Below are 15521 nucleotides of genomic sequence, written 5' to 3' on the forward strand. Positions count from 1 at the left end.
GCGCGGCACACTTTTCCGCACCTCGCAAATGTAGTAATATATCTTCAAAAAGATAAGGAGGCGGCGGTCATGGGCATAACGACAGTAACAAGCAGAGAATTCAACCAATACGCAGGCGAGGCGAAGAAAGCGGCGAACAGCGGCCCCGTCTTCATAACGGACAGGGGGCGGCCGTCGCACGTGCTGCTCAGCTTCGAGGAATACCAGCGGCTCACGCGCAGCCGCCGCAGCATAGCGGACGCGCTCTCGCTGCCGGGCGTCGAGGATGTCGAGTTCGAGCCGCCGAAGGCGGAAATCAAAGCCGCAGAGGCGGATTTGTCGTGATGTACCTGCTCGATACGAATGTAGTATCGGAGCTGCGCAAGGCGGCCTCGGGCAAAGCCGACGCGAACGTCGCGGCGTGGGCGTCGCGCGTGGACGCCTCGGAGCTTTTCATATCGGCGATAACCGTCATGGAAATCGAAATGGGCGTCATGCGTATAGAGCGGCGCGACGCCGCGCAGGGCGCGCTCCTGCGCCTCTGGCTCGAAACGCGCGTGCTGCCGGAGTTCGCGGCGAGGACGCTGCCCGTGGACACTGCCGTCGCGCGGCGCTGCGCGCGGCTCCACGTGCCTGACATGCGCTCGGAGCGCGACGCGCTCATCGCCGCGACCGCGCTGACGCATTGCATGACAGTCGTCACACGCAACACAGCGGACTTCGAGCCGACCGGCGTCTCGCTCATAAACCCGTGGGAGCCGCGGCAATAAACGCCTAAACGCACATATAAAACAATCGGGCCGGAAGCCCCCGCTTCGGCCCGATGCTGCGGCTTTTGCCGCGATTCTGTTGGGAGAGTGTATATGCGAACGCTTTGTTCAAGCGGTTATTTTTTCACGGTCTCCTTGTCGAAGTAGCAGCTTTTCAGCAGCTCCGCCATCTGCGCGGGGGTGATTCTGCGCGGGTTCGAGCCGGTGCATGCGTCGCCCACTGCGAGCTCCGCCACTCGCGGCAGCTTCTCCATAAACTCCTTCTCGTCGATTATGCCGCCCTCGTAGTCCTTTATGCGCGACGGTATGTCCAGCTCCGCGTTCATCTCGTTGACGCGATTGACGAGAGCTTCCACCAGCTCCGCCGTCGTTTCGCCCTTCAGATGAATGAAGCGCGCTATCTGCGCGTAGCGCTCCGCGGCCTCCGGCTCTCCGGCGTTGAAGCGGATGACCTTCGGCAGATACATCGCGTTCGCTGCACCGTGGACTATGTGGCCGCCGCTGAAAGCCGCGCCCGTCTTGTGCGCCATAGAGTGCGTGATGCCGAGCAGCGCGTTCGAGAAGGCCATGCCCGCAAGGCACTGCGCGTCGTGCATCTTGTCGCGCGCAGCCATGTCTCCGTTGTACGACGCTGCGAGGTTCGCGCTGATCAGCTCTATCGCGTGCAGCGCGAGCGGGTCGGTGTACTCGCAGTGCATGGTCGAGACGTAGGCCTCAATCGCGTGCGTCAGAGCGTCCATGCCGGTGTGCGCCGTCAGCTTTTTCGGCATCGTCTCAGCCAGCTCGGGGTCGACGATCGCCACGTCCGGCGTGATGTTGAAGTCAGCGAGCGGATATTTGACGCCCTTCGCGTCGTCAGTGATGACGGAGAATGCCGTCACCTCCGTCGCGGTCCCGGAGGTCGAGGGTATCGCGCAGAAGCGCGCCTTCGTGCGTAGCGTCGGGAAGTGGAACGGCACGCAGAGCTCATCGAAGCTCGTCTCCGGATATTCGTAGAAGACCCACATAGCCTTCGCCGCATCTATCGGCGAGCCGCCGCCAATCGAAACAATCCAGTCGGGCTGGAACTCGCGCATCGCGGCCGCGCCGCGCATGACCGTCTCTACCGACGGGTCGGGCTCTACGCCTTCGAAGAGGCGCACCTCCATGCCAGCTTCTTTCAAATACTGCTCAACTTTATCGAGGAAGCCGAAGCGCTTCATGCTTCCGCCTCCGACCACCACGAACGCCTTACTGCCGCGAAGCGTGCGAAGCTCCGCAAGCGAGCCCTTCCCGTGGTAAATATCGCGCGGTAATGTGAATCTTGCCATAATTTATCTCCTCCTGCCTCGCGCCGTCCGTTGTGCGGCGCGTTCGTTATCTCGTTCACATTCATTATTTTATCCGCGCGTTCATAATTTAGTAGACACAGAAAATTTATATCGCTATGCCGTTATCGATATATCCCCGCGCGCCGCGCAGCCTTGACAAGCCGCGCGCGCCGTCGCACAATCTAAGCGGCATAGGTCACGACAATTCATCCGACACGGAGGTGCCGCAATGCACAAGCTTGTACTGATAAGACACGGGGAAAGCTCGTGGAACAAAGAAAACCGCTTCACCGGGTGGCAGGACGTGCCGCTCTCGGACAAGGGGCTCGCCGAAGCCAAAGCCGCGGGCGAGCTTCTGAAGAAAGAGGGCTACGTCTTCGACAAGGCGTACACCTCGGTGCTGCGCCGCGCGATAAAGACGCTCTGGTGCGTGCTCGAGGAAACCGACCTGATGTGGATACCGGTCGAGAAATCATGGAAGCTCAACGAGCGCCACTACGGAGCGCTCCAGGGGCTCAACAAGGCCGAGACCGCGGCGAAGTACGGCGACGCGCAGGTCAAAATCTGGCGCCGCAGCTACGCGACGCGCCCGCCGCTCCTTGAGCAGAGCGACGAACGCTGGCCCGGACACGAAACGCGCTACGCGAACATAGCGGCGGACGAGCTCCCGCTCGGCGAGTGCCTCGAAGACACCGTCGCGCGCGTCGTCCCCTACTGGGAGAACGTCATAGCGCCCGACATCCGCGGCGGCAAGCGCATAATAATCGCCGCGCACGGCAACAGCCTCCGCGCGCTCGTCAAATACCTCGACGGCGTATCCGAGCAGGACATCGTCGAGCTCAACATCCCGACCGGCGTGCCTCTCGTCTACGAGCTCGACGACGAGCTCAAGCCCATCAAGCACTACTACCTCGGCGACGCCGAAGCGATAGCCGCCGCGCAGGCCGCCGTCGCCAACCAGGGCAAAGCGAAGCAGTAACGCAAGCACAACGCCCAAACGCATGACGCGCCCCTCCCGCAAAGGAAGGGCGCGTTTTTTCATGCTCCATGCTCAGGCTTCGACGCCGCGCAAAGCGCGGCCACTCCGGCTGCGCAACACCACTTAAGCGAATATTTTTGCATATCCATATCGCCGTCACGCGCTCGCGCGCTTCGCGCCGTTTTCATTGATTCTGCGCCGCAGCGTGCGCGTCATGATTCTTTCCTTAATTGTACGAAATCCCGCGCGCGTTGTGCCGCGCGCATCGCGCCGGCGCTTGCGACGGTGCGTTTCGCCGCGCGCGATAAACCGGCGCGGAATTCTGCGTTTGAGGCCGACGGCGTGCGTTTACCGACGGCGCGATGAACGTTACAAAACGCTAAAATCCAAAACTCCGCAAACCGTTGTACACGCCGCCGCGCATGCGCGGGAGGCTGCGCGAGGCCTTTTCGCTTAAGCGCGCGCGACATTGGACGAAATTCACGAAATCTGCTAAACTTTTTCCGTTCCTGTGTTAATTTTAAATAGACGATGATATAGGATATCTTTTACACAACGTAAGCAAAATTACGTGCATACTGTGCCGCGGCGGAGCGCAGCAGCTCCGCCGCAAAAGCAACGACTGAGCAGCAAACGGCGCAAGCCGTGTAAATAAATAACTTCCTGATAGGAGTGTGTTAAGTGAAGCAGCATCATCTGGTCATCGTCACCCTAGTCTGCCTGCTCGCGCTCGCGGCGCCCCCGGCCTTCGCGGCCTCCCGCTGCCCACCTTCGACGAGGAAGCCGTGCGCACCTATCCGCCGTACATGCGCACCGGCAAATCCGACATCGAAATCGAGCAGAAAGAAATCAAGCCCCACGAGGACTACCGCGAGGGCAACACCGGCACCGAGGAAGACCCGGCCTTCTTCATCAAATCCGTCAAACTCACCGGCTACGAAGTCCTCGACGACAAGGGCGAGCTGCGCGCCATCCTCGAAAAATACAGCGGGCGCAGCGTCAAAGTCCGCGAGCTCCCCTCGCTCACCAACGAAATAACGGCCTACTGCCGCGAGCGCGGCTACACAATCCCGCTCGCCGTCATACCGCAGCAGGAAATCAAAGACGGCGTCCTCGAAGTCAAAATCTACGTCGCCTCCTACGACGACGTCGAGATAACAGTCAACTCCTCCGACATCTACGACAAGACCCTCGACCGCTACATCAGCTACCTCAAGCACGGCGACGTAATCACCGACCGCCGCCTTGAGACCGCGATGAACAACCTGAACGACCTTCCCGGCGTCCAGGCGCGCGCCATACTCCGCCCCGGCTCCGAGCCCGGCACCACGAAAATAGACATCGAGGTTCAGAAGCGCAAAGTCTGGAACAACTACATCTACGCCGACAACGGCGGCGGCTACTAATCGGGCCGTTACCGCTTCGGCTTCAACACCGAAATCAACAACCCCACGCGCACCGGCGATAAAATCATCGTCAGCGGAATGCTCACCGACGAAGACACGGACAACTACAGCGTCCGCTACGAGCTGCCCATAGGCGCGCGCGGCACCCGCCTCGGCTTCGCTTACAGCAAAACCAGCTACGAATTCACACCGAACTCGCTCTTCGACTCCCTCGGCGAATCCGAAGGCCTCAGCGTCTACGGCCTCACGCCGCTCTACCGCAGCAAAGCCGACCGCCTCACCTTAATATACGGCTACGACCACAGAGACATCACCGACGAATACCGCTTCCGCGAAGAGGCCAACCGCCGCTACAACTTCGGCAGCGACAAAGATGCGAACGTCTGGCACATAGGCCTCAGCGGCAGCCGTTACGGAGTAAACCAGTTCCTCCAGTACAGCTTCATCTACTGGTACGGCGACATATCGACCGACGGCGGGGCGTACTACGACGGCGGCTACCACAAGTTCACCGCCGACCTGCTGAAAATATGGTACTGGGGTAAATTCAACGCGCGCGTCAGAGCCAGAGGACAGCTCGCGAGCCGCGCCTCGACGGCAGCGAACAGTTCTTCCTCGGCGGCATCAACGGCGTCCGCGCCTACGCCAACGGCGACGGCTACGGCGACTCCGCCTACACCGCCACCGGCGAACTGCGCTACGCGCTCGGCATACCGGGCCTCGAGCTCGCCGCCTTCATAGACGTCGGCGCGGCGAAAAACCTCCTTACCGACGAAATAGACCACCTCGCCGGCTGGGGCGTCGGCCTCCGCTACTCCAAGCCGAACGACTGGTACGCGCAGTTCGACTTCGCGAGAAAAATAAACGGCCGCCCCGACCGCTCCGAACCCGGCGACGACGACTGCCGCCTCTGGTTCCAGGTCTACAAAATGTTCTAACGAATCGGAAGAAAGGAGCAATCCATAACCAATGATACACCAACGCAAAATCCTAAAGGCGATAGCATACGCGATACTGCTGTGCTTCACCTCGCTGACAGGCGCGCAGCCGCTGTACGCCGTGCCGCTAAACCATCAGACGCCGACCGGCTTCGAGTCCGTCACCGGCAACTCGGTCTATGACGGACACGAAAACATATCACAGACAGGCATGACCGCGGTCAACTCGTGGGGAGACTTCTCCATAGGCGCGGACGCCACCGTAAATTTCACCGGGCCGAACGGCTTCAACTCCTTCAACTACGTCCGCGGAGGCGGGAAAATATCCGAAATCTACGGACAGCTCAACGCGGTAGGCGGCAACATCTTCATAGCCAACCCCGCGGGCGTCCAGATAGGAAACTCCGCGCAGATCAACGTCGGAAGCCTCTACGTGACGAATAAAGACCTCGAAAGCGAAGTCGGCGCGATAGCCAAGGCCAACGACGCCCAGAGAATAAGAGACATCATCGCCGCGCAGGAAGCCGGAACGGCCCAGCTCATGAGCCTCGGCAGCATAACGAGCGCGACTAACGTCACCTTCGACGGCGGAAGAATAGTCCTCGATACCGACAGGCTCTTCAAGCCGGGCGCGGACGGCGGCATCGGCAAAGAAAATATGACCGATGCCGACATCGCGAACAGCCTCTCCATAAAGACGACGGACAAGAACAACGTCGTCCTCGGCTATACCGCAATAGACCCAGACACGACGGAAAACATCAGCTATGCCGGAAAAGACAAGACGTTTAAACTCTCCGACGGAAGCAGTTACATCGGCTACATGTGGGTCGACGACGTAGAACAGCTTCAGGCTATGAACACCAACCTCAAAGGATACTACGCCCTCCGCAACGCGATAGACGCAAACTACACGGCAGAAATGAATGGCGGTAAAGGCTTCGACCCAATCGGCAATTACGATGCGGCATTCACCGGGCGCTTCGACGGCCTCGGCTACGATATATTTGGGCTGTATATAAACCGGAATAACGCATCAGAAACAGGCCTTCAATATAATAATATTGGTCTTTTTGGATATGTCGGACAGAATGGGAGCACAGTACCAGCCTATATCAGAAACTTCACCATCAATTCAGGTGAAATAAAAGGGAACAACAATGTCGGAGCAGCTGTAGGCACAGCGGTTGCAGGAACTGTTATTGAAAATATAACGAACACTGCGAATGTAAGCGGTAGAGATACCGTTGGCGGAATTGTCGGCAATGTAATGACACCGCAAGGCAATGATCTCACACATTTGAGCAATCTAAAAAACCTTGGGACGATAAGAGGAAATAGCTTTGTTGGTGGAATCGTCGGTATGATGGATAAGAGTATACTTGACGGCAACACATATAATTTAGGCAGCGTTACCGGCGTTGACGACACTGACGGAAGTTTCAGCTACAATATTGGAGGATTGGTAGGCTATGCCAATCGTTCCACCATCGGCAGCAGCGCATTCCAGATATACAACCAGCTCAACGTCACCGGCGGCTATAACGTCGGCGGCATCGTCGGCTCTTTGCGCGGCAGCAGCACAGTCCAGAACGCGGCAAATTACGGCGACGTTACTGCAAAGGGTTATGTGGAGCAGAATTATGAATATCATAAAGTGGATGGCAACATTGACAATAAAACTGTCAACGTCGCCAACGCCGGAGGCATCGTCGGGCGCGCGGACGGGACAACTATTGAAAACGTCTACAATGACGGCAACGTAACGACAACACAAGGAAATGAAAAGGACAACAACATCGCTTACGACTACTACATCGCTGGCAACGTCGGCGGAATAGTCGGGCGCGCGGAGAACACGACCATCACCAACGCCGAGAACTCCGAGAACCTCGTCGCGGGCGCGCATAACGTCGGCGGCGTCGTCGGCTATCTGACGGGGAACAGCGTCGTCGATTCGTCACAGAACGACGGCGGCGACATCACGGCGACCGGCGCAAGATACGCGAACGACTTCGTCAAAGAAGCCTTCAACCCCGGCTCCGCCAGTACTGAAAGTGTAATAATAGGCAACATCGGCGGAATTGTCGGATATCTCTACGGAGACAAAGCGCAGATAAAGAACTCCGCGAACCGCGGCAGCGTTCACACAGCAGACGTAACCGGCAGCACCATTCCCCTGACGTCCCAAGCCGCGAACGCCGGCGGAGTTGTCGGAAAGGTAGACTCGTCGACATACCTAATCGTAAGCGACAAGGACAAAAAGGATGCGCTCAGCTTACTGCGCGGCGACGGGGCGAACGCCTACGGCACATACGCGACGATAAGCAACTCCTACAACACAGGCAGCGTCAGCGGCTTCATGGGCGTCGGCGGAATCGCCGGACACATGTACAAAGGCTCGGTGGCCGGTTCGTACAACCTCGGCGCTCTGCGCTCGACCCGAATAGCCAACCCCGCGAGCGTCGACCCTGTCAACATGGGCGGCATCGTCGGCGACACGGGAGCCTTGAAAGACGGCGACGGGACGGTCATATACGACGTTTACAACGCCGGTACGATAGGCGACGACGAATTCACCTTCCTCGGACGCCACGTCGGCGGAGTCGTCGGACGCTTCTCCGGGACACTCGACAAAGCGTACAACACCGGCAACATCTACAACGGTTACAGCGTCACGGGCGGCGTCGTCGGTTACTGGCTCTCCGGCGACATCAGCAACGTATTCAACACCGGCAACATAACGGTAGTCAACAAAGACCTCAACGCGAGAAACAGCCTCGTCGGCGGCATCGTCGGCGCGGCGAACGCGAAGGACGGCACGGGCAAGACGCTGAGCTACGCTTACAACCTCGGGACGCTGAGAAGCTTCATACCGAAAGGATATGAAGAAATCGTGCTGTCGTCGGAAAAGACTGACGACATTGTGGCAGAAGTTGATGTAAACGAATATGGCGCAGAAGCCGCCAAGGAATACCAGTGGATAGTTGACAACGTAATATTCGACGACGGTGACCCTAAAACACCTGGAGAATACAACAGTCAAAATGCGTATCAGCTCCAAAACATCAACACCGTCGGCGGCATAATCGGCGGCGTCACTGAGTTTGTAGAGGGAAAAGACGGATACAACACAAAAACTATCACGGTCAAGGACGTATATTCGACCGGCAACATGTACGCCGCGAGATGGAGCGACAGCGCAAATGGCGGTAAAGGCGGTTATGAAGTGGACACTACTAATGACCGCGTGTCCGCAATCTGGGGCAACGCCTATACGAACGCGAACAGCAACAACGTAGAGCTGGAGAACGCCTATTTCATAGAGCCGGATAATAGGGAAAACGCCCCGGACTTCAGCGCCGTGAATCACAGGACAGACCTGAAAGATAACGGCTACACCGTCATTGGCTGGGACAACAGAAACGTCCAAATGAACGGCGGGACAAGCAGCAACTACGGCAAATTTGAGTTCAAAGACATCACAGACGGAACCAACGATTATACTTCCGGCTGGCGCTTCGTCGACGGCACCCTGCCGATACTCAACGCCTTCACGCCGAACACGGCGAAAGACCAGAGCTGGAACACCGGCAACTGGGGTGTGCAGTTCGGCACGGCGGCCAATCCGCTGCTCACGATAATAAACAGCGGCGGCGCTGATATTTCGCTCAGCTGGGAAAAACTCGGCCTCTCCGGCGCGGGCAGCCTCGCGCTTTACGGCGGCGGCAACCTGACGCTGACGGACTTCGGCAGCAAGCTCGGACGCTACTACAACGGCATACTCTTCAGCGAGGGCGACCTCAGTATAAACGTCTCCGACGCGGCAGACCTGCACAACCTCGGCAGCGGCTCGCGCCTCTACGGCGAAAACGTCACCTTCGACGCAGGGACGAACGACTCGACGCTCTACGGCACTATAACTTCTACCAACGGCGACATCACGATAAAGGGCGGAAACGTGAGCGTCATCGGCTCTCTGGTTTCTTCCAAAGAGGATGAATCCACGCTTGTACCCGGCATCGCGGAGGACGCCAATCACGCCGATAATAAACATACCACGATTAGCCAGACGGACCTGAACGACCCGACGAAGGCTATCGCGACGGTAGAAGAAGCCTATGCGTATGAAGCGCACAGGGACGACAAAGGCAGCGTACAGAGCGGCAGCATCACCGTCGACGCCAAAGGCTCCGCCGAAGTCCTCTACGGCAACATGGGCGCGGGACGCATAGAGACGGAAGGCAACTTCACCGTAAGCGGCAAGGACAGCGTCTACGTCGACAGCGACCTGCACATCGGCGGCGACCTGAACCTCAACAGCGACGGCGAGATAGTCCTCGACCTGTCGAACATGGGAAACATAGGAACGACGCCGGAGGAGAAGAAGAACCATCTGCATGAGAACTTCCTCGACCATTTCAAGAAAGACGGCACTGACGGTAAAGGCACAATCAAGGTCGGCGGCGTGGAAAACGCTGTGAACGCGGACAACTTTATGATAGCCATCGACATGTGGGACTATCAGAATAACAAGTTCGACCTTGATAAGTACGACCGCGGCGACGACGACACTCTGGCCGGAGACATTAATTCGCTGAAGATTACGATGGATGGGATAGAACTCGGCGCAGAAAAAACCGAGTACGCGGACGACAGCGCGAAGAACCACACCTTCATCTGGGTCGACAGCGCGGAGCAGCTTGCAGGCATACAGAAGTACAAGGACGCAGACGACGCCCAAAATCCAACCAAAGAGGATGCTACGCACATCCTTGAATACAACTTCGCGCTCAAAGACAACATCGACGCTTCGTCGATAAAAGACTACACAGGCATAGCGTCGAATACCAACACAGACGGTACAAAAGAGGCGTTCACCGGCACATTCGACGGACGCGGCTTCGCAATAATCGGGCTGGACGTGAATCGCGCAACCGATGAGAAGGGCAACGAGACGACAAAGGATGTCGCGAACGCCGGAATCTTCGGCAACATCGGCCACGGCGGAACAGTCAAAGACCTCAACGTCTATTCCTCGAAGTTCACCGGCGGCGACACCGCTGGCGCGATAGCGGGCCGCAGCGAAGGCACGATAACCGGCGTGGAAACGCTCGGCAACAGGGTCGAAGTCACCGGCGTAGGCGCGACGACGACTGTAATGAGAGGCAACGGTTCGGACGTCAAAGTGGGCGAGAATGTCACGATAGGAGCCGCAGGCGGCATCGTCGGAGTCAACAACGGCACGATAGAAAATTCGAGCGCTTCGGATACCGTCATAGCGGGCGAACGCGACGAGACAGATGACAACTTCATGACCGTAGCGGGCGGCGTCGCGGGCATAAACCAGAGCGGCGGCGGAATGATTATGTCCGTCACAAGCACGAGCGCAGTCCTGACCGACATGCCCTCGGATACGAACGACAAGAGCATTACGCACGGCCTCGGCGGCATCGTCGGAGTCAACGAAGGAATGATATGGGACGTCGCAGCGTTCGGCGCGACGAACGGCACATACGGCGCGCTTCTAATTCCGTCAAATGAATACGTCGGCGGCATCGCAGGCGTAAACTACGGATGGCTGTTGCGGGCCTACAACGAGGCCGCTGTCATCGGCGCTTCGAACGTCGGCGGCATCGCGGGCAAAAACGAAGACCGCGTAGGCCTCAAAGAGACGCCTCTTCTCGGCAACGTCGGATTTATCAACAATTCCGTCAACGCCGGCAGCGTAACGTCGGTCGTCCTCGGTGAGAATTCCGCCGTTAAATACACAGGGGGCATAGCCGGAAGCAACTTCGGAGAGATACAGTACGGCAGAAACACCGGCGCTGTGACCGGCGGGAGCTTCGTCGGAGGCATGGTCGGGCGTAACGACGCAAAGGGAACGATTACCGGAGTCTCCAACGCCATCAGCGCGTCCATCACGGGCCGGGAACACGTCGGCGGCATCGCGGGCACAAACGCGGGAGCGATATCAGGCTCCGACAGCCTCACCAACGAGGGAAGCATCAGCGGTAACCAGTACGTCGGCGGCATCGCGGGCGAGAACCAGGCCGGAGGCGTGATAGAGAACGTCAACACGTCGATAAACCTCGACGTAAGCGGCACGGGCGCGAAGTACTTCGGCGGCGTGACGGGAACGAACAGCGGCACGATAACCAATGCGCACAACACCGGCGACGTCTCCGCGTCAGAGGCCGAATACGTCGGCGGCATAACCGGCGTAAACGAGAAAGACGCCGTGCTTGAAAACGCGGGCAACAGCGGAAGCGTCTTCGGCTATTCACACGTCGGCGGCGTCGCCGCAGTCAACAATAGCTCGCATGACGGCGGCAAGATAACCAACAGCGGAATTGTGACGGCTGAAAACGGCGGCGCGGCGGGAATATTCTACGAGAACGAAGCCGGCCTCAATAACGTTGAGCTTGTCAACACAGGAAGCGTTTCCGGCAAAAGTGACGACCACGGCACCGGCGGCGTCATCGGCGTCAACAACGGAAATATAACAAACTCCAAGCTCACGAACAGCGGGAACGTGGACGGCGGCGACAACACCGGCGGGCTTATCGGCGTCAACAGCGGAACTATATCCGGCTCGACGCTGGCGAACACAGGTTATGTAAAAGCCGAGAGCGGAGAGAACGTCGGCGGTCTGATAGGAAATAACACAGGCTCCGTCATCGGCGGACGCAACGAAGCCGACACGATGTACGTCCACAAAATCTATAACAACGGGCGCATCAGCGGCGGCACGAATGTCGGCGGGCTTATAGGAAATAACGAAGGCAAGCTCACCGCTGGCTACAACACGGGCAACGTGAACGGGCAGCAGAACGTCGGCGGCATCGCGGGTACGAACAGCGGAAGCATCAGCGAGGTCTTCAACACCGTCATGACGGGCGACGCGGAAGCAACGGGAAGCATATCCGGCGTGGACAATGTCGGCGGCCTTGTCGGACATAACGAAAAGAAAGGCACGCTGACCGACGCCTACAACACGACGGCCGTGAACGGCGGCGGAGTCAAGGGCAACGCGGTCGGCACGAACGACGGCGCAGTGAAGAACGTCTACGCATGGAACACGAACGGCAAGCTCATCGGCGGCGGCAGCGGCACGAAGGAGAACACCTATTCGTTCGTGAGCGGCGACGGCTCGGCGAATTTCGTGATCCCCGCGCTCGGCCGGATGGAGAGCGAGAGCTACGAGGGCTTCGGCTTCGGCTCGACGTGGAAGAACTACGACGGCTGGTCGCTGCCGATGCTGAAGGTCTTCCTGACGAAGGGCGAGGTTTCGCAGAACGGCGTGACCGCGGCCGACGGCCTGGCGGCCTTCAACAACGCGAACTCGCTGATCGTCTTCGTCCCCGACCCCGAGACTGGCGGCATGTATATGACGGTATTCTCCGCGCAGATAGCGGGCAGCTTCGGCCCGGACGGCGTCTTCAACCCGAACAACCTCGGCTACGACCTCAAGGGCGTTTACGTGAGGGGCAATAACAACGGATTCCTCCACAGCGACGGCTGGGACCGCATCAAGAACTTCCGCGAGCGCAAGGCGGAGCTCTACTTCCACAACGGCGGCATGGAGTACGCCGAGGAGATGTAGCCCCACCCCCATCACGGAAACAAGTACAAAGCAAAGTACAGCCGCCCGCCCCGCGGGCGGCTTCTTTATGCGCAAACGACGGCGCAAAGGCAAAGCCCGCGGCGAAGCGCGCCGCGGCTTATAATCGCTTAACTTTTTCAGAAAGACGACTATCCCGTCATGCCGCGCTCCGACGCGGCATCCAGATACCGTCTTGAAAGTCAAATATAAATGTAAGGCATCTCACTGTCTTTCGACAGCATCACCATAACTCTGCGGCATGTATTGTCTCTTGTATGTGTACGTGCCGCTTTTTGTTGTGCCTTGTTATGTGAAGCAGTTTGCGCATGCTTGCTATTACAGCTAGCTTTTTACATTTCCCTCGCGCCAGCAGTCTGTTGTAGAAAGCGCTTATCACCTTGTTTTTTCGCGTAGCTACAAGCGCCGCCATGTACATGGCGTGTCTCAGCACTGCGCTTCCCATGCGGCTCATTACAGGCTTTTTGTGTATCGATGTACCCGACTGGTTTTCGCAGGGTGCTATCCCAAGACGTGAGACCAGCTGTTTTACGCTCCTATATCGGCTTATGTCTCCGGCTTCGCCGATAAACGACGCGGAGCTTACTTTGCCTATGCCGTCTATGCTGCGGAGCAGCTCCGCCGTATCTCTTAATCCGGCGTCGTCTATGTGTTTCTCTATCGCTTCGTCTATCTCGCGTATCTGCTGTTCAAGATGGGCTATGAGTTCTTGTACGCTCTCTATGACCGGATGAGGATGGCTGCCGCCGGCTCTGAATTTCTCAAGCCTGTTATATTCAGCTTCCCTCAGCGTTACAAGCTCGGCGCGTCTCCGTGTAAGTTCTCTCAGCAGACGTTCCGCCAGGCTAGGGGCCTGCCACGGCGTGATCTGTCCTGTCGTAATCATTGAGATTAAGTATGAGGCTATTAGTCTTGCGTCGGCGGCGTCGTTCTTGTTGAGATGCATCGTCGCCTTTCTGTAAGATTTCACTGCAAATGGGTTCAGCACATACAGAGATATTCTGCCGGACATATTATTGTCTGCGAGGTAATAAGAGAGCTGTTCCCCGTATACTCCTGTGGACTCCATTCCTGCGGCTATAGAATAGTCATCCCCGTCTGCATGTTTTGAAGCAATCTTTGATGCGTGTTCAACCATCTGTTTGAAACCCGATGGTTGGTTCGCTATTTTTTTGCTTGACCACAGCACCTTGCTGTTGGAGCTCATAAGCACAACGGAAAGAGAAGCCTTAGAGACGTCGATTCCGAGATAGAAGTTAGAAGGCATTTCGTCACCTCCGAAAAGATAAAAGTAAAAGATTCCACAATGCACTGCGTCGGAGAGCGCCTGGTTTCAACATACTCGCATATTCAAGTTCACGTCAACATATGACGGACTTAGGATACCTGTTCGTTGTAAAGCAGGGCGGTTGACCAATCTGGATGACAGTATCTATGTACTCAGCGTCGTTCCGGTCTTTCCGACACCTGTATCATAAGGGCTGACGCCCGAATGAACCAGTGATGACAGCTTACTTTTTCTACAATCACCTCATTTTTGTTTGCGTTACTGTATTATACGAGCGTCGTTAAACATCCTAACGCATCGGAATTTGAAGCCGCGGGATTCCGCGTCAAGCGCGGCATGACGATTAACAGGCGTTTTCTTAAAAAGCTGAATGAGTATAATTCCCATATGTTACGGTATTTGACGACGCCGGATGCCGCGTTCATCGGTCAAACGCCGCGATATCGGCAATGCGTTAAAGATATTTCGATTTGTTCGCTGGCGCGGACAGCGCATTGCGTCAAGCGCGGAATGACGATGCCCCGCCGTTTTCTTCAACAGCCGAATAGGTATAATATGCACATACTGTGCGAAGGGGGCGCGTGCGGTGAGGCGCGGGACGAAGCTTTATAATCTGATACTTCCGCTGTGGCTGCTGTGGATTTTTCCGCAGACGTGGCTCGTCGTGCTTCCGGCGAATTTTATCGTGGACCTGCTCGTTTCGGCGCTCGCGCTGCGTTTCGCGGGCGCGCGCGGAATCGCGGGAGTTTTGAAATTTTCGATTCTGCGCACGTGGCTCTGCGGCTTCGCGGCGGACGCGGCGGGGACGGCGCTGATGGCCGCGCCGCTGTTCGCCGAACCGCTTCTGCCCGAGGCCGCGCGGCCTCGGTGGTCCGATATGCTTTCCTATCCGCTCACGATGAACCCGTTTGAAAGCCCCGCCGCGCTGCTGTGGACGCTCGGCTGCGTCGCGCTCTCGGCTTTCGTCATTTACGGGCTGAATTATAATTTCTGCTTCCGCCGCGCGGAGCTGACGGACGCCCAGCGCCGCCGCGTCTCGCTTGCGCTCGCGCTTTTCACCGCGCCGTGGCTCTTCCTGCTGCCCGCGAAGTGGCTCTACTGATTCCCCGCCCGTTTGTCCGCACGCCGTTTTCAGGATAAAATAAAGTCGACTTTATTTTTGCATAAAAGCTATGATGTATGATGTCGTTATGTGTTATACTTTCGGTGAAGAAGTTGTTAATCGAG

9 protein-coding genes are annotated in these 15521 nt (G+C 57.5%); 7 read left to right on the forward strand and 2 right to left on the reverse strand.

Annotated features, from left to right (window positions below):
* The first annotated feature begins 69 nt into the window (after window positions 1-69).
* A complete protein-coding gene (locus ABGT66_RS00745) occupies window positions 70-324 on the forward strand; it encodes a type II toxin-antitoxin system Phd/YefM family antitoxin (protein ID WP_346688162.1) in 255 nt (84 codons plus the stop codon).
* Window positions 324-749, forward strand: a complete 426-nt coding sequence (locus ABGT66_RS00750) for a type II toxin-antitoxin system VapC family toxin (protein WP_346688163.1) — start codon at window positions 324-326, stop codon at window positions 747-749. The genes ABGT66_RS00745 and ABGT66_RS00750 overlap by 1 nt, the downstream gene beginning before the upstream one ends.
* Window positions 750-865: 116 nt before the next feature.
* Here ABGT66_RS00750 and ABGT66_RS00755 read toward each other — a convergent pair whose 3' ends face one another.
* Complete coding sequence (locus ABGT66_RS00755) at window positions 866-2059, reverse strand: iron-containing alcohol dehydrogenase (RefSeq protein WP_346688164.1); 1194 nt, start codon at window positions 2057-2059, stop codon at window positions 866-868.
* A 229-nt stretch (window positions 2060-2288) separates the two neighbouring features.
* Between ABGT66_RS00755 and gpmA the strand changes: the two genes are divergently transcribed.
* The 4 genes from gpmA to ABGT66_RS00775 all read left to right on the forward strand — a co-directional run bounded on the left by gpmA (window position 2289) and on the right by ABGT66_RS00775 (window position 12988).
* A complete protein-coding gene (gene gpmA, locus ABGT66_RS00760) occupies window positions 2289-3038 on the forward strand; it encodes a 2,3-diphosphoglycerate-dependent phosphoglycerate mutase (protein ID WP_346688165.1) in 750 nt (249 codons plus the stop codon).
* 674 nt (window positions 3039-3712) lie between these two features.
* On the forward strand, window positions 3713-4444 hold the full coding sequence (locus ABGT66_RS00765) for a POTRA domain-containing protein (protein ID WP_346688166.1): 732 nt from the start codon (window positions 3713-3715) through the stop codon (window positions 4442-4444).
* A 78-nt stretch (window positions 4445-4522) separates the two neighbouring features.
* Window positions 4523-5185, forward strand: a complete 663-nt coding sequence (locus tag ABGT66_RS00770) for a hypothetical protein (RefSeq protein WP_346688167.1) — start codon at window positions 4523-4525, stop codon at window positions 5183-5185.
* A gap of 228 nt (window positions 5186-5413) precedes the next feature.
* A complete protein-coding gene (locus tag ABGT66_RS00775) occupies window positions 5414-12988 on the forward strand; it encodes a filamentous hemagglutinin N-terminal domain-containing protein (protein WP_346688168.1) in 7575 nt (2524 codons plus the stop codon).
* A gap of 241 nt (window positions 12989-13229) precedes the next feature.
* Here ABGT66_RS00775 and ABGT66_RS00780 read toward each other — a convergent pair whose 3' ends face one another.
* On the reverse strand, window positions 13230-14273 hold the full coding sequence (locus ABGT66_RS00780) for an IS110 family transposase (protein WP_346688169.1): 1044 nt from the start codon (window positions 14271-14273) through the stop codon (window positions 13230-13232).
* A gap of 607 nt (window positions 14274-14880) precedes the next feature.
* On the opposite strand from ABGT66_RS00780, the gene ABGT66_RS00785 reads away from it, so the two are divergent.
* A complete protein-coding gene (locus ABGT66_RS00785; RefSeq protein ID WP_346688170.1) occupies window positions 14881-15396 on the forward strand; it encodes a hypothetical protein in 516 nt (171 codons plus the stop codon).
* The last annotated feature ends 125 nt before the right edge of the window (window positions 15397-15521 follow it).

The organism is uncultured Cloacibacillus sp., assembly GCF_963926575.1.
Classification (GTDB): Bacteria; Synergistota; Synergistia; order Synergistales; family Synergistaceae; genus Caccocola; species Caccocola faecigallinarum.